The following is a 20595-nucleotide window of genomic DNA, read 5'->3' as shown; positions in this document are numbered from 1 at the left end:
CAACGTCACAGTCTGAGCTTCTCAGAACAATGTGGTGCCGCCCTATCTGAAAGGACGGCACGAGATGACCACCCAATACCGCATTCTCCGAGAGCGAGAGGTCAAAGAAATCACCGGCCTGTCGCGCAGCGTCCGCGCGCAGCAGATTAAGGCAGGGCGCTTCCCTGCGCCGGTGAAGATCACTGAGCACCGAGTCGGATGGCGCTCGAGCGATCTTGATGCGTGGCTCGTCTCGCGGGAAACCGCAGCGTGAGCGCCACCGTCCTCCCATTCCGCTTTGCCCGGCGCCTGCCGCAGATTCGGAAGACATCGGGCTACATGGCTGGAGTGCCGGCCAATCACGCGGAGGGCCACCTCCGTGAACAGCTTCGGCGGCTCGAGGAAGGCCTTCGCAAGAAGGGAGTCGCGGAGCCGCTGATCCGGACCGAGGTCGGAACGTATGAGGGCGCCATTCGTGTGCACCTCTGGCGACTCCTGATCGCAGAGGGCGCCCCCCGCAATGGGTAAGCGCAAGAAGAACTCCATCACGACCAGCTTCGTCGTCCACTCGAAGGAGATGAAGGAATCGCTAGCCTGGAGGCATCTTCCCGACGCTGCCCGGCGCGCCCTCGACAGACTGGAGCTTGAACACATGCGGCACGGCGGAGCCGATAATGGGCGGCTGCCGTGCACTCGCTCGGACTTCGCACAGGCTGGGATTCGTCGAGCCTCCGTAGCCCTTGCTATCCGCCAGTGCGTACACCTCGGTTTTGTGAAGGTCTCGGAGGTCGGCGGCCGTTCGATTTCAAAATTTAGACGGCCGAACCTCTATCGACTGACTTACGTTTTTGGGTCCGGGCGTAGTCTAGATCCCACGCACGACTGGCGATTGATAGAGACCGAAGAGCAGGCCCAAGCCGCTTTGGCGAAGGCCGAGGCGGAGAGAAATTACGCGACCCAGCCAAAGAAGCTTCTTGAAAAGCAGGAAGCGGAGCGTCGCGAAAAACAAAAAGCTGGACGCACGGGTGCGTCTGGGCCGGACGCGGTAGCGCGTCCACAAGCAGCCTAGCTCCTGGACGCGCCCGTGCGTCCTCTGTCCTGGACGCACCTGTGCGTCCACTCTCTATATTCTCGGTGAGGGTCCCATGAGAATAGCGCCAGTGCAGCGTCAGCCAACTCCGTGGTCCGTCGGTCACGATGGTGCACTTCGCGACGCCAACGGCCGCCTCGTCCGACTATCCGGTTTAGGAACGGCTCTGAATGCGACCAGCTTCTTTCCGCACGCCGACCTGAATCGAGACTTCATGCTTCAGGCCGTGAATAGGCTTGGTCGCGAATTGAATCGAGCTGAAGCCAAGGATTCTGATGCAGCTTGATTGACGACGCTTCAAGCTTACAGCAATTCGAAAATAAAAAAAGAAGACAAATTCGCCGGCCGCGCTCTGTGGCCTGTGAAGTGCGCCAGCGCCCTGCTGGCACAAAGTGGCCGAGGAAGCGGCTGGAACCCGCCCCTCGGCCTGATCAGCCCCATCCCCACTAGAGATGAAAGCCATGTCTGCAAATAACACAAATCGGATCATTGCCAATGGTGGCTCGGTCTCGGCCGCTCTGAAGACGTTGCGCGACGCACGGGATCTGCCCTGGCTGTCGGACGGCTCCGTTGAGCAGGAACGACGCGCTGGGCTGTACGAGGCTACCAGAGCGCTGGAAGTGGGCTTCCACAATCAATCCGAGCTGCTGGTGCTCTCGACAGCGGCTTATCGCGGCCCGGTCGAGCTGGCCCGGCGGATTCGCGAGACGGAGTTCGGCAGCAAGGATTTCCCGAAGCGGCGATCATTCGGCGCCTTCCTCGAACACCTTTTCGGTGATCAAGGCGCCAATGGTGAGTATGCCAACGCCTACGTCTATGCGCTCCAAGTCATCCTCCCGTTCATTCGCAGCGTGCATTGAAGGGGCCGGCAATGACATATCCGAAACGCACTTCTACCGAGACCATGGGCCAGATCGAAAAGCCGGAACAAACCATCCGCGGCGGCTACATGATCGCACGGCGACACAAGGAATCTGGAATCCTGGTCCGGATTGCGAGCCGACCTTTTGAGCATGCCAGCCGGGACGAAGCTGAAGCCCAGGCACGGCGTCTGGCCGAGCGGCACGGTGACGAATTCACCGTGTTCGCGGAGGTCGCGTCCGTGATGCCACCGCTCAAGGAATTGGGCGAGGTGCCATCGACTGACCCACCGCTGCCAGTTCCCGAGCCGCCGCCTCGCCGTGCTCTAGTCGTCGAGCGCCGCGTCTCGCGTAAGCCGAAAACGGCAGGCCGAGTGCCTAACGGAGGCTGAGCGGCAAGCCAGCGCGCGACGTCGTCGAACGGCCGCGCCACCCGGGGCGGCCGTCTCTCGTTGTGGTGCGGCTTGCCGATGCGCCGGTGTCGGAACTGTCGGCGCACTGAATTGGTGGCGAGGTCCAATTCGCTCACCGAGATCCGAATCGCCATTTGATCGCCGCGCAAAGCCGACGATTGCGCAGGCGGTGCGGCTTCAGAACCTCAGCTTGCGATCCAGCACGGTTGCCGCTTTGTCGAAGACTTTCAGCCAGAGATCGTCCGCTAGGATGCAGAACTCCGCGAATAACAGCAGGGCGCGGATTTCGGCCAGCTTGACGAAGTGCGGCGATGCGCGCCGCTCTGCCCCGGACAGCGGGCGCACGCGCTCATAGCCCCCCAATAGCGCGGCGATGAGCACTGCCTTCGCCGGGTCACCGCGCACGAAATGCCAAATCGCGGTCCCGAGATCGAGCGCGTAGGGGCCGTGGCCACAATCATCGACATCGAAGAAGCCGATCGTGCCGTCCTGAGTAATGGCGTTGGCCAGCCGTGCGTCCCCGTGACAATTTCCCGGCGGCAGATCGTGCGTCGCAGGATCGCTCAGCATCTCCGCGAGGTATCGGTCTACGGCGTGCCGCACGGCGTCGCTGCCGGTAATGCCCGCCAGCGACGCAGCGGGGTGGGCGCACAGCCTTGTTGGATCGAGCGGACGCGCACCGCCGGCCTCGATCCCGGATAGAGCCCCGTGCAGCCGCGCCAGCGCCGAGCCGAACAGCGCCACGTCTTCCGGGTCGTCGGCGATCGGCCGACCGTCGAGGGCGTGAACAGGCCGGCCACGTGGTCTGCGCCGTCGAACAGCACGTGCGCGCAATGCGCACCGTCAACAGTCGGGATCGGTCGCGCCACGTCGATGCCCGGCATCGGCCGGAACTCGCGCAGCAGGCACATCTCGAATGCGATCTCGACCTTGGATCGGCCGAATGGTCGGTAGAGACGCAGATAGTAGGCATTGTCGCCCGCGTTGAGACGATAGGTTCGGTTCGCGCCGGGGACGACCAACGTGCAGCCGGCGAACACGCGCCCGTAGCGGCTGGAGAGGGCGTGGAGGTCGATGTCGCTCACTCGCTTCCGCGCCTCACAGCCTTCCCGAGCCCCCCGGAATGTCATCGGGTTGCGCATCGTGTCGAGGATCCTGGACGCCTCACGATCGCTCGATATAGCCTGAAGCTCAATCTGGATTAGTTTGCGGTAGGCTACATATAAGCGATCTACAATCCCCGGTAATTTATAGAGAAAGAATAGCTAGACCACGTTGTCTAGCACCCCCGCACGCCCGCGAATGCGGCAAGCGGAGCCAATGGCGGGTTGGATACTTGTTGTGGTATCTGACGCTCAGAGTTGCGTAACTGTGAGCCTTCCATGATCACTGAAACAGAGGTTGCCACCGCGCACTCGTCCCCGCTGTGGCAGGTCCTGGCCGACTTGCAGGCCGCAAACGTCCGCGCAACCCGGCTGAATGTCTTGGCCCGGGCAACGGACATCGGCATGACGGATGCCAAGATCAGCGCGATCGTCGACGATCTCGCCGCCGAACGTGGACTGAACGAGGTGGCCGCGTGATGCGGGACGACCCGAGCCAGATACTGGCGGCCCTCATCAGGCGCGTCCCGGTGCACGCGATCGACGTCCCTGCGGCCTAGCGAGCCGGAAACATCGCCGCCGTGGCCTACGCATCAGCAATGGCGGAATGGCGCAGGGAAGCTGCCCAGGCCGTAGTAGCTACCCTGACCAGCAGCCCCGGACATGGCCGCCACGCCCGACGTCTTCGCCCGCATCGCCACCGCGTCGGCGCTGATCCAGCAGGCGACCGAATGATCCCTCCCATGCTGAAGAGGAGGGGTAGGGGCCAATCTTCAGCCGATCAGGGGTTCGGACCGCACGGGATCTCACTCGCAGATTTTATTTTTCATTGGTCCGATTTCGTAATTCAAGTTGGAGATTGTGATGGCGGGTCAGCACGGCGGTAAACGCCCAGGCGCGGGTCGGAAGCGGGCGACGATTATTGCGCCCGAACCCATTCTCGATTTCGTGGAATTGCTTGAGCGTCTGCCGCGTACAGTGGTCGGCCGCCAACGGCGATGCGCACTCGCCTTGGCAGCATTCGGAGCTGATGACAGGCAGATCAGCGCAGCGCTTGGAATTGATGCGGAGCAGGTCACGCAACTCTTCGGCACCGACATCAATCTGGGGCGGATCGCTCTGCAGGCGAACATTCGAAAGGAGCTCATGCGCGCTGCACTTGGGGATGGACGGCCCTTCAGCACAGCAGCCGCGGCCGCCGCGCTGAAATTGCTTGCCCCGCCAGACAAAAGCCGCCTCGATCGCGGCGTTTCGACCTGAGGCAATGCCGTGTGGCGCCTGCAAGTCGGCAGTCCGGCAAGTTGCGCAACCTCAGCCTGTTGCTTGCAATCTTCAAAATGACCCTGAGCCTTCCTGCCGTGATGCCGCTGCGGCGCGGGTCCCTCGCATCATGCTTCAGAGCATTGCCCTGCAACTGCTTATCAAGTTTGGCCGCCGCACTCGCGCCCACCTAAATGCTAAGGCAGCCCTTTTTCCCAAACTTCGCCGCCGTAGGTTCGACCGCGATCATACTCAGCGTTTCGGAACATCTGCTTGCTGGAGGTTTGGTCGCCTTCAGATGACCGAAGGTGGCCGAAAGCGGCTGGTCCGCTTCCGCGTGCCGCCATGGCAAGAGCGGACGGCCCTTCTCCCGGAGGCTCGCGCCTCACTAAGCGTCCGGTCTGTGCGGGCTTCAAATGGCCCGGTGCAGGCATCCCGCAGATCCTCATCAGCCGCGAGAGCCATACCCGATCGCACTTTGTGATTTGGCTTTCCAGCAACAATTTGCTCTCCCTTTGCTGCGGACGCATCGTCCCATCACAGCTTCGGGCGCGCGGCGCTGCGCCGACATGGGGGATGCATGACGGCAGCGCTCGGGATCATGTGCAAGGCCCCGCGCCCCGGCCTGACCAAAACGCGCCTTGCCGCACGCCTCGGTCCGGAGAAGGCAGCCCGTCTCTCTGCCTGTTTCCTGGCGGATGTCGCCGGTGTCGTGCTCGCGGTCCCGGAGGCGCTGGGCAGGCAGGGATACGGCATCTATGCGCCCGCGGGATCGGAGGCCGAGCTCGCTGCCATCCTGCCGCCCGCGTTCCGCCTGCTGCTTCAGGAAGGATCCGATTTCGGACTCATCCTCGGAACGGCCGTGCGTCGTCTCCTGACCGAGCAGGCGCACGACTGTGTCGTGCTGATCAACGCCGACTCGCCGACCCTGCCCGCATCGCTGCTCACGGACACCGTCACCACCCTGCGACGGTCCGGGGACCGCGTGGTGCTGGGGCCCGCCATCGACGGCGGCTACACGCATATCGGGCTGAAGGCCGATCATCCCGAACTCTTCGCCGGCATCCCGTGGAGCACGGACGCAGTGCTGGTCCGTACGCTGGAGCAGGCCGCCGGCATCGACTTGGAGGCCAAGGTGCTTCCCCTTTGGTACGACATCGACGACGCGGCGACATTCCGCCTCCTGCAAGACGAGATCGCGGGCCTCCCGCCGGCGTTCGCCGCGGACGGCCTCGTCGGGGGGCAGGCGCCCGCGACGCGCGCGCTGCTGACCCAATGGCGTGACGCGTGAGCCCTGTCCGGCGCCTGACGGCACTCGGCATCGCCGGAACCGTGCTGATCGGGCTCGGCATGCCGCTTCTTCGGGGCTTCGGCGACGATGCGTTCCTGGCGCTCGCCTGCGCCGGCGGCGTGATCGCCGCCCTGGCCGCGCGCATGGACGACCTTACGGGACCCCGGGCGCTCGCCATCATTGTCGGCGCCGGCCTCGCGATGCGGCTCCTCGCGCTGTCCGCGCCGCCGATCCTGTCGACCGACATCTTCCGCTACGTCTGGGACGGGCTTGTGCAGGGCGCCGGGATCAACCCCTACCGCTATGTCCCGGCCGACCCGGCGCTGACATTCCTGCGCGACGCGCAGGTCTATCCGTTCATCAACCGCGCCGACTACGCGGTGACCATCTACCCCCCGGCGGCCCAGGCCTTCTTCCTCCTCGTCACCCGCGTCTTGGCGAGCCCGCTCGCCATCAAGGTCGCCCTCGTGGCGTGCGAGGGTATGACGATCGTCGCCCTGATCGGTCTGCTGCGCCTCACGGGACAGTCGGAGGCCCGCGTCGCAGCCTACGCTTGGCACCCGCTCCCGGTCTGGGAGATCGCGGGCCAGGGCCATGTCGACGGCTTGATGATCGCCCTGATGATGCTCGGCCTGTGGCTGGCGCTGGCCGTCGGCCGCCGTTACGCGGGCGCGACATCGGTGGTGCTGGCGGCGCTGGCCAAGCCGTTCGCCCTGATCGCGCTGCCCGGCCTGTGGCGGCCCTGGGACGGGCGGATGGTCGCCCTCGTGCCGGTCGTGATCGCGCTGGCCTATCTGCCCTACCTGTCCGTCGGGAGCGGCGTGCTCGGCTTCCTCGCCACGGGCTACACCGACGAGCAGGGCCTGTCCTCGGGCTCGGGCTTCACGCTGCTGCGGCTCTGGCGGCAGTCGGTCGGGATGTGGCCCCATGACACCCAGTTCTACCTGGCCCTGTGCCTGATGACCCTGGCGGCGCTGGCGCTGCGCACCGGGTTCCGGAATATCCGGACGCCGGAGCGAAGCCTGCGCGACATCAATTGTTCGATCGTGATGTTACTCTTTCTGCTCTCGCCCGAATTCCCATGGTACTTCCTGATGGCCGTGCCCTTTCTAAGTGTCGCTGCCACGCTTCCGGGTTGGGTCCTCACGGTGGGAGGCTTCATGCTCTACGACGTCGTCCCTGGCGATCCGCAGCCCTCCTATGACGCCCGCTCGGCGATCCTCGCCGCCCTGGTGGCGGCCGCGGCGCTGGTGCAGGTCGGAATCCGCCGCCGTTCCGGGCTCATCCGATGACGACGGCCACGCAACCCGCCGCACCCGCTGTCGACCCGCGCCGCTACCACGAGGCGGCGCCGCGGTCGGTCGGGACCGTCGTCGAGCGGCTGCCGGTCTGCCTCTATCTGGAGGTGACGAACCGCTGCAACCTGCTCTGCACCACCTGCCCGCGCACCTATGTCGAGCTCGAACCGCCGGCCGATATGAGCTGGGCGCTGTTCACCCGCATCGTCGATCAGGTGCCGGATCTCAGCCGCGCCGTGCTCCACGGGGTCGGCGAGCCGATGCTGGTCAAGGACCTGCCCCGCATGGTCCGCTACCTCAAGGATCGCGGAACCTACGTCCTGTTCAACACCAACGGCACGGTGCTGTCGGAGAAGAACGGGCGGGCCCTGATCGAGGCCGGCCTGGACGAGCTGCGGGTCTCGCTCGATGCCTCGACGCGGGCCTCCTACATCACGGTGCGCGGCAAGGACTATTTCGAGCGGATCCTGAAGAATGTCCGGGCCTTCCGGGCGCTGCAGGAGCGCGAGGGCCACGCGAAGCCGCGGGTCTCGGCGTGGCTCACCGGCCTCAAGGAGACCCTGCCGGAGCTGCCCGCCTTCGTGCGGGTGGCGGCCGAGGCCGGCGTGAAGGAGGTCTACCTCCAGCGGCTGGTCTACTTCGCGGACGACGCCCTCGGCATGGCGCGGCCGGATCAGGCCCTCTACGAGCGCATGGAGGTGGACGGGTCCAATTACCTCACCGAGGCTGAGGCGGTCGCGCGCGCGCTCGGGCTCACCTTCTCGGCCTCGGGGGCGGCGAGCGAGCCGGGGATGAGCCTCCGCCGCGACGCGGACGGCTCGCCCTGGTCGCTCTGCCGACGGCCCTGGAACGTGATGTACGTCACCGCCAACGGCCGGGCGCTGCCGTGCTGCATCGCGCCGTTCTCGCAGCGCGGCTACGAGAACTACACCCTCGGCGACGCCACGCAGGAGACCCTGCGGGCGATCTGGAACGGCCCGGCCTACGCGGATTTCCGGGCGGCCCTGCTCTCAGACACGCCGCCGCAGGCCTGCGGCAATTGCGGGCTCCGCTGGAGCCTGTGACCGCCGCAGCCTGCGTCACGGCCATCGTGCCCTGCCTCGACGAGGAGACCGCGATCGGCGGCGTCGTCGCGGGTCTCCTGGCGAACGGGGCCGATGCGGTCCTCGTCGTCGATGGCGGCTCGCGGGACGCCACCCGGGAGCGGGCCGCCGCTGCGGGCGGGCGCGTGATCCTCGAGCGCCGCCGCGGCTACGGACGGGCGATCCAGACCGGGATCGCAGCGTTGCCACCGGAGACCGGCATCGTCCTGTTCGTCGACGGCGACGGCAGCGACCGGCTCGACCGCGCCCCAGCCCTGCTCGATCCGATCCGCGCCGGCCGGGCGGACTTCGTGCAGGGCTCCCGGATCCGTGGCGATTGCGAGCCGGGCGCCATGAGCCCCCAGCAGATCGTCGCCGGTCACCTCGCCGGCTGGCTGCTGCGGCTCACCTACGGGGCCCGCTTCACCGACATGTCCCCCTTCCGGGCGATCCGTCGCGACCCGCTTGAGCGTCTCGGCATGCGGGACGAGACCTATGGCTGGAACCTCGAGATGCTGATGCGCGCCTCCGCGGCGGGCCTGCGCTGCGAGGAGGTCGCCGTCGGGCAGCGCCCGCGGCAGGGCGGCGCCTCGAAGGTCTCGGGGGATTGGCGGGTGGGGATGCGCGCCGCCTGGGTCATCGGCACGACCTTCCTGCGCCTCGCCCGCGCCCTGTCGCGCGAGGGGCGCCGGTCCGGCTGACGCGCCGCCCCTCAGGTCACGACGCGGACCAGGCTGGCGGCCCATCCGAAGGTCAGGCCGGGCGGGTACCGGCGGCGCAGCGCGGCGTCGAGGCCCAGGCTCCGGCCCGCCGCGAAGACGCTGAACAGGGCCATGAGACCGCCGAGGAAGACGTAGGTCCACGGCCATTCCTGCGGGTGCAGGTACAGGCCGAGCCAGAGCTGGGCGACGAACGCGACACCGATCGCGCCGACGATCCGGACGCCGAGCCCGAGCAGCAACGAGACCGCAAAGGTCAGCTCCGTGACGAACACCAGCGCGTCCAGGATGTAGAAGTTCGGCGTCGGCAGCAGCACGCTCTGCACGAACTCCCGGTGGATCGCGAAGGCGGCGTTCGTCACCTCCTCGCTGGTCCAATAGTAGAGCCCGTTCTCGGTGGAGAAGAGCGGCAGCTTCCAGAGCATGCCTTGGAACCACATGCCGCCGATCAGGGCGCGCAGCGCCCACAGAGTGACGTCGCGGCCCGTCCGCTGTGCCGGGTCCTCGATCCATTCCCGGATCGCGATGACGATGCTGGCTAGGACCAGAAGCGCGAAACCGGCGGCGACCAGCCAGCGCCCCCAACCGAGGGCGACCTCGTCGCTCTGCTGCCCGATCAGGAACAGCCACGTGTCGGTGAAGGGGTCTGTCCGCATCGCATCGATCCTCTCAGAAGCTGCGCATCAGGTGCAGGCCGCCCGCGGGGGTGGGTCTGCCGCGGACCCGTGCAAGGGCTTGGTGGACAGGCGGGTCGGCAGGTCGGTGAGGCGCAGCGAGCGACGCAGCGCCCGGGACAGGGCGTCGACCAGCGCGGTCAGGAGCGCCGTGGCGACGATCAGCAGCACGGCGACGTCCAGGCGCAGCTCGGAGATGGCGGCATCGACGTAGAAGCCGAGTGTCGCGACCCCGAGGATGCCGAAGATCGCGCTCTCGCGCAGGATCAGCTCCCAGCGATACAGCAGATACGCCAGGAACTGTCCGTAGAGCCGGGGCAGCGTCTCGTAGGCGTAGAGATTCAGGCCGGTCGGCGCGTCGGGGCGGTAGGCGAGGTCGTCGGCGTGGCGGCCCATGAGGTAGCCGACGATGCCGGCATTGTGGATCGTCAGCGCCAGGATCGCCGGCAGCATCGAGGGGCCGAGCAGCTGCAGCAGCACGTAGGCCAGCATGTATTCCGGCGTCGAGCGCACGATCACCAGCAGGACCCGCCCGAACGGCTGCCCGACCGGCCCGGCGAAGCGGCGGGAGGCGAGGGGAAACAGGAGCAGCGCGCCGAGGCCGGTCGCGACCAGCGCGATCTGCGCCAGCACCAAGGTCTGGAGCGCGCCGGGCAGGATCTGCTCCGTCACGATCGGCCGGAGCCAGAGCCCGAACCGGCCCCAGGTCGCCGGGTCGAGGAGCGCGCCGGACCGGAGCGGGCTCGGGACGATGTCGTGGCCGAGGAACCGGCCGAGGCTGGTCAGCCAGTCGGTCGTCCCGATGGTCTTGGGCAGGGCGAGAACGCTGCCCACGAGCAGGACCGGCAGGGTCGAGAGGCGCATCCAGAGGCGGCGGGAGCCGATCAGGACGTAGAAGATCAGGAGCAGCGCCCCGGCCTCGGCGTAGCGGCCCTGGCGGAAGGCGGATTCGAGGTAGAAGCCCATTGTGGGCAGGCCGATGAAGCCGAGCACCAGGGTCGAGCGCATGGCGCATTCGAACCGGTAGAGCGTGTAGTGCCGGAAGGCCGCAGCGACCTCCGGCAGGCGGGCGTAGGCGAACGCCGAGAGGGCGCCGGTCCCCGCCGGCAGGACCCGCAGGGCGGACAGATCCGCCTCCTCGATGATCTCCGAATAGACCTTGGCGCAGATGCCCGCATAGGGCAGCGCGATGGCGAGGATGCCGGTGGTCGCCGACAGGCCGAACACCTGCGTCAGCAGCAGCGCCCAGAACAGCTCGTGGACCGAGCGCAGGCCGGCGCAGGCGAGCCGCACGTTCCGGACCTTAGCGAACGGGATGGCGAGGACGAAGCCGGCCCCGGCCCCGAGCGTGACGCCGAGGATCGCGAAGGCTACGGTGTAGACGACGCTCCAGACCTCCACCGCCGGGAAGTCCGGGTAGACCAAGCCGGCGAGCAGGCGCTGCAGGTCGGCCCAGGGATGGAGGCTGGTGACGGCGAGGTCGGCCAGCAGCAGCGCCGCCGCCGCGCCGCCGACGAACCAGCGCGTTGCGGCGGCATAGCCGCGGCCCGCCGTCAGGCGGAGGACGTTCACGCGGCCTGCCCGTAGAACGGGGCGAGGGCCGCCTCGTCCAAGTCGCGGGCGGGCGCGTCGAGGACGATCCGACCCGCATCGAGGACGATGATCCGGTCCGTGTGCGCCAGCGCCAGGGCGATGTCGTGGAGCGCCAGGACGAGGGTCTGGTGGCGGGCCACCATCCGCTCCAGGATTACACCGCCCTGCCTGCGGTCCAGGGCCGAGACCGGCTCGTCGCCGATCAGGATCGGACGCCCGTTGTAGAGCGCCCGCGCCACCGAGACGCGCTGCTGCTGGCCGCCCGACAGCGCCCCGGCCTTGGCCCGGACCGCGTCGGCGAGCCCGACCTCCCCGAGGATCCCGCTGATCTCCGCGAGATCGGCGTGGGCCGGGAACGCCAGGGTTCGCAGGTTGTGTAGGGTCGAGCGCCGGTCGAGACGGCCCATGTAGACGTTGTGGAACACCGAGAGCGTCCGCACCAGGGCCGCTGCCTGCGGGATCAGGGCGACCCGCGGCTGGACCTGGGCGTGGATCAGCCCGAGCAGGGTGGACTTCCCCGCGCCGGATCGACCCATCAGCGCGACGCGCTCGCCCGCCCGGACGGTGAGGTCCACGCCGAACAGGACGGGCTTGCCATCATAGGCCGCTGTCGCGCCCGACAGAACGACTTCGGCTTCGGTTTGGGGCAGGCTCACGGCAGCGCGCGGCTCAATCCAGCAGGCCCGTGGATTTCGCAACGCGCTCCACCGGCTCGTAGGCGGCATTGGTCACCGGGATGAACTTCGAGCGCGCGAAGGGCGCAAGGATCGCAGGATCGGTGATGCCGATCAGCGCCGCCTTCAACCGATCCGTGAACCCGGCCCCGTAGATCGTGTCGACATCGCCGCGCACGGTCCACTGATAATCCGGGAAGGGCGGGCTCTCCCAGATGATGCCGACCTCCTTCGGGTCGATCTTGCCGGCCTTGTTGTCGAGATCCCAGACCGAATAGTCCACCGCCCCGACCTCGAAGGCCCCGGACTGGACGAGCTGGATCGTGCGGCTGTGATCGCCGGAGAAGCCGACGCGGGAAAACACCTCCTCGGGCGTCTTGCCCGGGAACGCCTCGCGGATGAAGTATTCCGGCATCAGCCGGCCCGAGGTCGAGGCCCGGGAGCCGAACGTGAAGGTCTTGCCGGCGATCGCCTTCGGGAAGTCGGCCGAGCGCGTCAGGCCCGTCTTGGTGTTGGCGATGAGGTAGGTCTTGAACGCCGCGTCCTCGGCGCCCTGCGCGATCGCCTGCGCCCCGGGCGCGGCCTTGCGCGCCTGCACCCCGGTGAAGCCGCCGAACCACGCGAGCTGGACCTGCCCGTTCGTGAAGGCCGTGACCGCCGCCGGGTAGTTCTTCACCGGGAGGTACTTCACCGGCACGCCGAGCTTGGTTTCGAGGTAGACGGCGACCTTGCCGAAGCGCTCGACGAGGCGGCTCTCGTCCTGGTCGGGGATGCCCGTGAAGACAAAGGTCGGCCTGGCGCCTTGGGCGCCGGCGGCCTGGGGCAGCGCGAGGCAAGCCAACGCGCCCAGCAACGCCCGGCCCAATGTCCGTCTCAGCATCGAGTGCTCCCGTTCGGATTCCGACTGCGAACGACGCCATGCTGGCATCGATGTCCAATCAACTGACAGCTAGCCCATGTCTAGCGGAGCGCTCGGCGAAGCCTGCTGATGGCCCTCATTCGTGTCACCGCACCGCGCGGTTACCCATCGCAAAGTCGCATCGCTGCGGCAATCGGTCCGGCGGGCGCTGTCATGACTTCGGCCTGTTCGACTTCGGCCTTGGCGGCCGTCCCGGTGTAGAGAGTGAAGTCCGGCCGCGGTGTTCAATCTAACTGAAGATGTGATGTTACCGATGCGGCCTGCCGTGCGAAGGACGCCGTGACGCCCGAAATCGGGCGCCGGTCGCCCGATGGTGCCTGTCAAGATCAGGCGAGAGGATTCATGGCCATGGACGCCGGGACGCCGCACCCTCCGGAGCCGGACACCGTCGCCCCGACACCGTCATTCGCCCTGGGCGTCGGGCTCACCAACGAGTGCAATCTCGCCTGTTCCTTCTGCTACCGCGATCCCGATCGCCTGGACCGGCTCGGACCAGAACAGCTGCGGACGGTGCTCGACAGCCTGCCGGTGCGCTCGGTCAATCTGGGGACCGGCGAGAACGGGATGCACCCCCAGTTTCCGCAGCTTCTCGATCTGCTCCGGGCCGAGCCGATCAAGCTCACGATCACGTCGAACGGGCACTCGATCGCCGTGATGGATGACGCGGCGGTGCAGGCCTTCGCCGACGTGGAATTCTCGATCGACTATCCCACCCGGGAGGAGCAGGACGCGCAGCGCGGGGCCGGGAACTGGGACCTCGTGATGGCACAGGCCGCCCGCTGCAGGGCGCTGGGCGTCGGCGTCACCTTCATCGCCGTGATGATGCGGACCAATTTCGACCGGCTGCACGAGATCGCCGTCCTGGCCCGCGGCTTCGATGCGCCGCTGCGCATCAACGTCTACCAGGCGGTGCGTACGGACGCCTTCGCGCTCACCTACGCGGAATACTGGGACGGGTTCGCGCGCCTCTTCGCCGAGACCGACGTGATCGCCATCGGCGAGCCGCTCGTCCGGGCCATGGCGGGCCTCCCGGCGCGCCGGGGCGGATGCGGGGTCGGCACGGTGCGCGTCACGCCCCGCGCGACGGTGCAACCCTGCGTATACTGGGGCGGCGCGGGCCAGAGCCTCGAAACCCTGCGTCAGGCCGGCAGCGCGATCGTCTCCACGGACCCCTTCGCGGCGGTCCGGGCACTGCCGGAACCCTGCCGGGGCTGCGCCTACGAGGACTCCTGCCACGGAGGCTGCGCCGGGCGGCGGCGGCTGATGGAGCGGCTCGATCAGGTCGATCCCTACTGCCCGATCGTGCGCGGCGAGGTCAGGCCCCTGTCGGTCGTCATGGCCCCGGCCCGCGAACTGCCGAAGCTCGAGAGCGCCTGCACGACGATCGTCCAGGCGCGGCTCGCCCGTGGCTGATGCGCCCGCGGCGCTCGCCGGTCTGAGCCGGCTCGCGACGGCCTATGCGGTCATCCTGTGCGACGTCTTCGGCGTGCTCCACGACGCGACGCGGGCCTTTCCCGCCGCCGCCGACGCGCTGGCCGCCTTCCGGGCCGGCGGGGGCACGGTGATCCTGGTCTCGAACGCGGCCGAGCCCGGGAGGCGTCTGGCGGAATCCCTCCGGGTCCGCGGGATCCCGGACGCCTACGACGACCTCGTGACCGGAGCCGACGTCGCCCGGAGCCTCCTCGACGCGGCGGCCGTCCGGCGCGTCCATCACATCGGACCGGCGGGCGACCGGGTCCTGTTCGAGGGGCTGCCGGTCACGCCGGTCCCGGTGGACGCGGCCGAGCAGATCGTCTGCACGGGCTATCCGGAGTGCGACGACGACCTCGACGCGACCCTCGAAGCCGCGCTCCGGCGCGGCCAGCGCCTGCTCTGCACCAACCCCGACACGAGCCTGACGGTGGGCGCGACGCGTCTGCGCTTCGCCGGTCTCGTCGCCGAGCGCTACCGCGCCCGCGGGGGCCACGTCGTTGAGACCGGGAAGCCCGGCGCCCTGATCTATCGCCGAGCCCTGAACAAGGCCGAGAGCGTGCGCGGACGGCCTGTCGCCCCCGCGCAGGTCCTGGGGATCGGTGACACCGTCGCCCTCGACGTGGCGGGTGCACTGGGAAAAGGCTTCGCGGCGCTCCAGATCGGAGCTGCGCAGCCCCCGCCGATAATCGCGTCCGACCGGCTATACCGGATGCCTGCGCTTGTCTGGTGACCGCGTGCCCGACACGTTCCGTCCCGGATCACGACACGAGAGGATTGATCGATGGATACGCCCCCGGTTCGTCTCACCAGCCTCGCCCACGGCGGCGGGTGCGGCTGCAAGCTCGATCCCGCGGTGCTGCGCGCGCTCTTGGCCGACCAACCGGTCGCGGGTCCCTTCGAGCGCCTGCTGGTCGGCAACGAGACCGCCGACGACGCGGCGGTCTGGGCTCTCGATGACGGCACCTGCCTGATCGCCACCACGGACTTCTTCACGCCGATGGTGGACGACCCCCACGATTTCGGCCGGATCGCCGCCACCAACGCCATCTCCGACGTCTACGCGATGGGCGGCAAGCCGATGCTGGCGCTGGCCATCCTGGGCATGCCGGTCGGCAAGATCGCCCCCGCGATCGTCGCCGAGATCCTGAAGGGCGGCGCGGCCACCTGCGCCGAGGCGGGCATCCCCATCGCGGGCGGCCACTCGATCGACACGCCCGAACCGATCTACGGCTTGGCGGTGATCGGCTCGTGCGAACGTGCCCATCTCCGGCGCAACGCCGACGCCCGGGCGGGCGACGTCGCCATCCTGACCAAGCCCCTCGGCGTCGGGATCTACTCGGCGGCGATCAAGCGGGAGGCCCTTGACGCCGCCGGCTACACGGATTTCGTCGCCACCACGACACGCCTCAACAGGGTCGGGGCAGATCTGGCGCGCGACCCGGAGGTCCACGCCATCACCGACATCACCGGCTTCGGCCTGCTGGGCCACGGCCTGGAACTCGCACGCGGCGCCGGCCTGACCTTCGTGATCGCCGGGGGCGGCATCCCGCTCCTGCCCCGGGCCGAGGCCCTGGCGCGGGAGGGCTTCGTCACCGGCGCCTCGCACCGGAACTGGACGAGCTTCGGGGGGCAGGTTGTGCTCCCCGAGGGCCTGCCGGACTGGCGCCGGCACATCCTCACCGATCCCCAGACCTCCGGGGGCCTGCTCGTGACCTGCACTCCCGCGCGGGCGGAAGCGATCCTGGCCCAGTGCCGCGCCGCGGGCTTCGCGCAGGCGGCCGTGGTCGGATGGTTCGAGAACGGCCCGGCCGCGATCCGCGTCGAGGCCTGAGGGCATTGATGCCGCCCCGCGAGCCGGCGACCGCTCCGATCCTGCACGACAAGGCGCACGGAGAGGCCTCGGCGTTCACGCCCGAGAACCTGCTCCGCGAGGCCCGCCGGCAGCGCGGTCTGGGCGCAGGCCGAGTGCCGGCCCTGTGCGTCCTGGACCCGGACGGCGACATCGTCCGCCACCTCTGCCAGACCGGGCGGGCCAAGCCCGATCCCGATTGGGCCTGCTACCACAGCACCCTGCACCGGTTCGAGGAATCCGGGCGCGCGATCGGCATCGTCGGGTGCGCGGTCGGCGCGCCCTTCGCCGTGCTGGTGGCCGAGCAGATGTTCGCCTCCGGCTGCGAACTCCTGATCAGCATCACCTCGTCGGGACAGATCAAGGCGCTGCGGGCACCGCCCTACTTCATCCTCATCGAGGCGGCCCTCCGCGACGAGGGCACGAGCTACCATTACCTGCCGCCGGGCGCGTTCGTCGACGCGCCGCGCGCCCTGGTCGCGGCCGTGGCGCCCGCGCTGACGGGGATCGGCGAGCCCGTCGAACGGGGCGCCACCTGGACGACCGACGCCCCCTACAGGGAAACCGAGCGGGCGATCGCGGCGGCCCGGGCGCGGGGGATTCTCGCGGTCGAGATGGAGGCGGCGGCCCTCTACGCGTTCGCGCAGGCGCGCGGCAAGGCCGTCCTGTGCTTTGCCCACGTGACCAACCAGATGTGTCAGGCCGGCGATTTCGAGAAGGGCGAGGCCAACGGCGCGACGACGGCGCTCCGCCTCGTCGCCGCCGTCGCGACCGCTCGGTTCCCGATCTAGAGAGCCGCCGTCCGGAAGCCGGCGAACACGTCGCGGCGCTCCGGGCCGAAGAAGTTGCGGTAGGCGGTATCGATCATCCGCGCGCGGGTCGCCCAGGCGCCCCCCCGCAGGACCTTCCGCGTTCCGAAGGCGGGCTCCGAGTATTCCTTGTAGGCGTCGGGTGCGAAGCCCGGGAAAGGCAGGAACGGGCTCGCCGTCCATTCCCAGACGTTGCCGAGCATCTGCCGGCAGCCCCAGGCGCTGTCGCCCTCAGGATAGGCCGCGACGTCGACACAGCCGAGATGGCCGCCATCGAGGTTGGCGTGCTCCGGGGTCGGCGCACGGTCCCCCCAGGGATAGGGGCGCTTGGTGCTGCTCAATTTGCCGTCGGGCGTCGGCGCGCCAGCCGCTGCGGCCTCCCATTCAATTTCGGTGGGTAGTCGGCGGCCCGCCCAGCGGCAATAGGCGTTGGCCTCGTACCAGTTGACGTGGACGACCGGCTGATCGGGCGCCAGCGGCTCGTCCCGGTCGAACCGCCGGCAGGTCCAGTCGCCGCGCCCGTGAGGCGTCCAGTAGACCGGGTGCTCGGCACCGCATCCGTCGCGCCACCGCACGCCCTCGGCGTCCCAACAGGCGGGATTCCGATAGCCGCCATCCGCCACGAAGGCGGCGAACTCTCCGTTGGTCACCGGCGCGCGGGCGATGCGGAACGCCGCGACGGATACGGGATGCGCCCATTTCTCGTTGTCGAAGACGAAGCCGCCATCGGGCTCGGCGCCGAGCTGCCACGTGCCCCCGCCGACCGCGACGTCGCCCGGCCAGGGACCCATCCCCGCGTCCCGGGCCGAGGCCGAGGCGGCGAAGGACGGCTGCGGGTAGCCCAGGGTCTGACGCGTGTAGGTGAAGGCTTCGTCGTGCATGTCCTCGTGGAAGGTGACGAGCTGGTAGAGTTCGGCCTCCTGCGCCGTCGGCTCGCGGCCGTCGAGGCGCCTAACGAGCGCCGCCTGCACGCGGGCCATGTAGGCGAGGGTGTCGGGCAAAGCCGGCAGCGGGATCGACCAGCGCGTCGCGTGGGGCACCCGCGCGGAATCGTAGAGCCCGTCGGCTGCCGCCAGTTGGAGCGGGGCCTGGTCGAGCCCGCGCAGGATGAAATGCTCGTGAAACCAGGCGAGATGACCGATTTCCCACAGCAGGGGGTTCACGATCTCGCTTTGTGAGCCCATCAGGCGATCCTGATCGAGTCCCGACACCAGTTCGAGTGTCCGCGCTCTGGCATCCCCCAGCATCGCCACGAGATCGGCAGTCGACACCTGTGCGCTCATCAAACGTCCCGGGATCCTGTCGCAACCATGAGAATCAGCCTGATCACACCGGCGGCGAGAACGTCGCGTGCCGGCAATCGGACCACGGCGATGCGCTGGGCGCGCATCCTCCGCGAACTCGGGCACCAAGTCGACGTGTCAACGTCCTACCCGGACGACGCCGACGTCGACATGATGCTGGCGCTTCACGCTTGGCGCAGCGCGGCGTCGATCGCGCGCTTCAAGGCGCGGTACCCGAATCGACCGCTCATCGTCGCCCTGACCGGCACGGATCTCTATCACGATCTGGCGGCCGACCCGGAGCCGACCCTGCGCTCGCTCGATCTGGCGGACTGCCTGATCGGCCTGCACGACGGCGTGCCCGATGCCCTCCCGGCGCGTCACCGCGGCAAGGTCGCGGTGGTCCATCAATCCGCCACCGCGCGGGCGCATCGCTGGCCGATGTCGGACGATGCCTTCGAGGTTCTCGTCGTCGCGCACCTGCGCTCCGTCAAGGACCCGCTCTGCGCGGCCCGTGCGGCCCGGCGCCTGCCGGCCCGATCCCGGATCCGGATCGTGCACCTCGGCGGCGCGCGGGATCAGATCTGGGCCGATCGGGCTCGGGAGGAGATGGCGCACAACCCGCGTTACCAGTGGCTCGGGGACCGGCCCGGCTCCCTGGTCCGGCGCTGGCTGACGCGGGCCCGGGTCATGGTCCTCAGCTCGCAGCAGGAGGGTGGCGCGAACGTGGTGTCGGAAGCGGTCGTCGCCGGCTTGCCGATCCTCGCCACCGACATCCCCGGGACGCGGGGCCTCCTGTGCCCGGAACATCCGGGCTATTTCCCTGTCGGGGACGATGCGGCCCTGGCTGCGCTGCTCTGTCGGGCCGAAGAAGAGCCTCGTTTTCTGGAACACCTACACGCGTTCGGTGCGGAGCGGGCAACGCTCTTCACGCCCACCAGGGAACGCGAAGCGCTTCATCGAATTGTCTCGCGCCTCTGAGCGACGCGCCCGACGTGATTGCGATGGGGCCACGGCTGCAACCCGGCGCAAGCTTGCGTGCGCCTCGTCGCCGTCGAACGTCTGTTCAGTCGCCAATGACCGCTTCCGGGATTTCTGACAAGCGGCATTGCATGTCGGCTGTGGGCGCGAAGCCGACGGTCCGCACTTGCGCGAAATGGCGCTCTGGTGTGACGTAGTCTGGCCGTAAGCGGAATGGCCGTTCTGGAGAGGGATTGCTGGAAAAGCGGACAGCCCTTTACCGACCCAAACCTGACGCACAGCGCCTTGCGAGCGCGCCCCGATAGCGAACCTGAGCTCGGGTTTTGATGCTCATTGGAAATTCACGTCAGCGAAACCGTTAAGCTGTTAGCTTGATCCGATTCAAGCGGTCATAGGCAGCTTAAGCCATGAAAAGGAAATGCCAGGGTTGCCAGGCTGGCGAGCCGCTGCCCTTCGAGTTCACGATGGCGTTCCATCCCATCCTCGATCTTCAACGACATGGCGTGTGGGGCTATGAGGCTTTGGTCAGAGGCGTCTCAGGTCAGGGCGCCGCTCAGATCCTCGCGATGGTCGATGAGGCAAACCGCTACAAGTTCGATCAGGCCTGCCGCGTGAAGGCGATCGAGCTCGCCAGCTCGCTATTTGTCGAACCCGATACCCGTCTGTCCATCAACTTCATGCCCAACGCTGTCTACGAACCAGCCGCGTGCATCCGGGCGACGCTGGACGCCGCACGCCGCGTCGGCTTCGCACATCAGCAGATCATGTTCGAATTCACCGAGAACGAGCGCATGGCCGATGTTGCCCACGTTCAGCGAATTGTCACCGAGTATCGCAAACAGGGCTTTGCCACCGCGCTCGACGACTTCGGTGCAGGATACGCTGGGCTCAATCTGCTCGCGAGCTTCCAACCTGATTTCATGAAGCTCGACATGGAGCTGATCCGCGGCATCGCAGCGTCGCACTCTCGCCAGACCATCGTCGCGGGTGTGATTGCGATAGCACGTCAGCTAGGCATCGAGGTGATCGCCGAGGGCGTCGAGACAGAAGCCGAGCTGGAGACTCTGCGTGCGGCCGGCATTCACCTGTTCCAGGGCTATCTGTTTGCCAAGCCTTCCGTGGCGAGCCTGCCGGCAGCCTGGCTCCCACAGCGAGCCTTCGCTGGGTTAAGAACTGAGACTGGCGTGGATGCTGGGCTTTGCACGCGCGCAGCCTGAGTATCTCCGGAACGACTTGCGAGGCGCT

23 protein-coding genes are annotated in these 20595 nt (G+C 68.0%); 17 read left to right on the top strand and 6 right to left on the bottom strand.

Annotated elements, in window-relative coordinates; translation table 11 throughout:
- The first annotated feature begins 64 nt into the window (after positions 1-64).
- From AC1DXK_RS09510 to AC1DXK_RS09490, 5 genes are all read left to right on the top strand, one after another.
- Positions 65-253, top strand: a complete 189-nt coding sequence (locus tag AC1DXK_RS09510; protein ID WP_477297597.1) for a helix-turn-helix transcriptional regulator — start codon at positions 65-67, stop codon at positions 251-253.
- A complete protein-coding gene (locus AC1DXK_RS09505) occupies positions 223-507 on the top strand; it encodes a DUF6074 family protein (RefSeq protein WP_477297595.1) in 285 nt (94 codons plus the stop codon). Before AC1DXK_RS09510 ends, AC1DXK_RS09505 begins: the two co-directional genes overlap by 31 nt.
- Positions 500-1048 carry a hypothetical protein gene (locus AC1DXK_RS09500; RefSeq protein ID WP_477297593.1) on the top strand — a complete coding sequence of 183 codons (549 nt, stop codon included), beginning with the start codon at positions 500-502 and terminating at the stop codon, positions 1046-1048. Before AC1DXK_RS09505 ends, AC1DXK_RS09500 begins: the two co-directional genes overlap by 8 nt.
- Before the next feature lie 482 nt (positions 1049-1530).
- Complete coding sequence (locus AC1DXK_RS09495; RefSeq protein ID WP_477297591.1) at positions 1531-1929, top strand: hypothetical protein; 399 nt, start codon at positions 1531-1533, stop codon at positions 1927-1929.
- A gap of 44 nt (positions 1930-1973) precedes the next feature.
- Complete coding sequence (locus tag AC1DXK_RS09490; protein WP_477297590.1) at positions 1974-2321, top strand: hypothetical protein; 348 nt, start codon at positions 1974-1976, stop codon at positions 2319-2321.
- Between the two features lie 198 nt (positions 2322-2519).
- Here AC1DXK_RS09490 and AC1DXK_RS09485 read toward each other — a convergent pair whose 3' ends face one another.
- Positions 2520-3086, bottom strand: coding sequence for a phosphotransferase (locus tag AC1DXK_RS09485; RefSeq protein WP_477297588.1), 567 nt, complete (start codon positions 3084-3086; stop codon positions 2520-2522).
- Positions 3087-3724: 638 nt separating this feature from the next.
- Between AC1DXK_RS09485 and AC1DXK_RS09480 the strand changes: the two genes are divergently transcribed.
- The 6 genes from AC1DXK_RS09480 (at position 3725) to AC1DXK_RS09455 (ending at position 9077) form a co-directional block, all read left to right on the top strand.
- A complete protein-coding gene (locus AC1DXK_RS09480; RefSeq protein WP_477297586.1) occupies positions 3725-3925 on the top strand; it encodes a hypothetical protein in 201 nt (66 codons plus the stop codon).
- Positions 3926-4309: 384 nt separating this feature from the next.
- Positions 4310-4705 carry a hypothetical protein gene (locus tag AC1DXK_RS09475; protein ID WP_477297584.1) on the top strand — a complete coding sequence of 132 codons (396 nt, stop codon included), beginning with the start codon at positions 4310-4312 and terminating at the stop codon, positions 4703-4705.
- A gap of 580 nt (positions 4706-5285) precedes the next feature.
- On the top strand, positions 5286-5996 hold the full coding sequence (locus AC1DXK_RS09470) for a TIGR04282 family arsenosugar biosynthesis glycosyltransferase (protein ID WP_477297583.1): 711 nt from the start codon (positions 5286-5288) through the stop codon (positions 5994-5996).
- Entirely contained in the window at positions 5993-7288 is a 1296-nt protein-coding gene (locus AC1DXK_RS09465; protein ID WP_477297581.1) for an MptA/MptB family glycosyltransferase, read from the top strand. Before AC1DXK_RS09470 ends, AC1DXK_RS09465 begins: the two co-directional genes overlap by 4 nt.
- Entirely contained in the window at positions 7285-8358 is a 1074-nt protein-coding gene (locus AC1DXK_RS09460; RefSeq protein ID WP_477297579.1) for a radical SAM protein, read from the top strand. Before AC1DXK_RS09465 ends, AC1DXK_RS09460 begins: the two co-directional genes overlap by 4 nt.
- Positions 8355-9077: a glycosyltransferase family 2 protein gene (locus AC1DXK_RS09455; protein WP_477297577.1), complete on the top strand. Its 723-nt coding sequence runs from the start codon at positions 8355-8357 to the stop codon at positions 9075-9077. Before AC1DXK_RS09460 ends, AC1DXK_RS09455 begins: the two co-directional genes overlap by 4 nt.
- 11 nt (positions 9078-9088) lie before the next feature.
- Here the strand turns inward: AC1DXK_RS09455 and AC1DXK_RS09450 are convergent, their stop codons facing one another.
- Genes AC1DXK_RS09450 through AC1DXK_RS09435 form a run of 4 tightly spaced genes read right to left on the bottom strand, consistent with a single transcriptional unit; the run spans position 9089 to position 12916 of the window.
- Entirely contained in the window at positions 9089-9751 is a 663-nt protein-coding gene (locus AC1DXK_RS09450) for a DoxX family protein (protein WP_477297575.1), read from the bottom strand.
- Positions 9752-9778: 27 nt separating this feature from the next.
- Positions 9779-11341, bottom strand: coding sequence for a PhnE/PtxC family ABC transporter permease (locus AC1DXK_RS09445; protein WP_477297573.1), 1563 nt, complete (start codon positions 11339-11341; stop codon positions 9779-9781).
- A complete protein-coding gene (locus AC1DXK_RS09440; protein WP_477297571.1) occupies positions 11338-12018 on the bottom strand; it encodes an ATP-binding cassette domain-containing protein in 681 nt (226 codons plus the stop codon). The genes AC1DXK_RS09445 and AC1DXK_RS09440 overlap by 4 nt, the downstream gene beginning before the upstream one ends.
- A gap of 13 nt (positions 12019-12031) precedes the next feature.
- Positions 12032-12916, bottom strand: coding sequence for a putative selenate ABC transporter substrate-binding protein (locus AC1DXK_RS09435; RefSeq protein WP_477297570.1), 885 nt, complete (start codon positions 12914-12916; stop codon positions 12032-12034).
- 381 nt (positions 12917-13297) lie between these two features.
- On the opposite strand from AC1DXK_RS09435, the gene AC1DXK_RS09430 reads away from it, so the two are divergent.
- Genes AC1DXK_RS09430 through AC1DXK_RS09415 form a run of 4 tightly spaced genes read left to right on the top strand, consistent with a single transcriptional unit; the run spans position 13298 to position 17068 of the window.
- Positions 13298-14368, top strand: coding sequence for a radical SAM protein (locus AC1DXK_RS09430; RefSeq protein ID WP_477297568.1), 1071 nt, complete (start codon positions 13298-13300; stop codon positions 14366-14368).
- Positions 14361-15158: a TIGR01459 family HAD-type hydrolase gene (locus AC1DXK_RS09425; protein ID WP_477297566.1), complete on the top strand. Its 798-nt coding sequence runs from the start codon at positions 14361-14363 to the stop codon at positions 15156-15158. The genes AC1DXK_RS09430 and AC1DXK_RS09425 overlap by 8 nt, the downstream gene beginning before the upstream one ends.
- Positions 15159-15209: 51 nt before the next feature.
- Positions 15210-16259, top strand: coding sequence for a selenide, water dikinase SelD (gene selD / locus AC1DXK_RS09420; RefSeq protein ID WP_477297564.1), 1050 nt, complete (start codon positions 15210-15212; stop codon positions 16257-16259).
- A gap of 8 nt (positions 16260-16267) precedes the next feature.
- Positions 16268-17068: a nucleoside phosphorylase gene (locus AC1DXK_RS09415; RefSeq protein WP_477297562.1), complete on the top strand. Its 801-nt coding sequence runs from the start codon at positions 16268-16270 to the stop codon at positions 17066-17068.
- Here AC1DXK_RS09415 and senA read toward each other — a convergent pair.
- Complete coding sequence (senA, locus tag AC1DXK_RS09410) at positions 17065-18369, bottom strand: selenoneine synthase SenA (RefSeq protein WP_477297561.1); 1305 nt, start codon at positions 18367-18369, stop codon at positions 17065-17067. The genes AC1DXK_RS09415 and senA overlap by 4 nt on opposite strands.
- A gap of 27 nt (positions 18370-18396) precedes the next feature.
- Between senA and senB the strand changes: the two genes are divergently transcribed.
- Together senB and AC1DXK_RS09400 are read left to right on the top strand one after the other, a co-directional pair.
- Positions 18397-19350, top strand: a complete 954-nt coding sequence (gene senB / locus AC1DXK_RS09405) for a selenoneine biosynthesis selenosugar synthase SenB (protein ID WP_477297559.1) — start codon at positions 18397-18399, stop codon at positions 19348-19350.
- A gap of 407 nt (positions 19351-19757) precedes the next feature.
- Positions 19758-20567: an EAL domain-containing protein gene (locus AC1DXK_RS09400; protein WP_477297558.1), complete on the top strand. Its 810-nt coding sequence runs from the start codon at positions 19758-19760 to the stop codon at positions 20565-20567.
- Positions 20568-20595 lie beyond the last annotated feature (28 nt).

The organism is Methylobacterium sp. P3_A11, from assembly GCF_056403155.1.
Note: the sequence above shows the minus strand (reverse complement) of the source record. Positions and strands in the feature narration are given on the sequence as shown.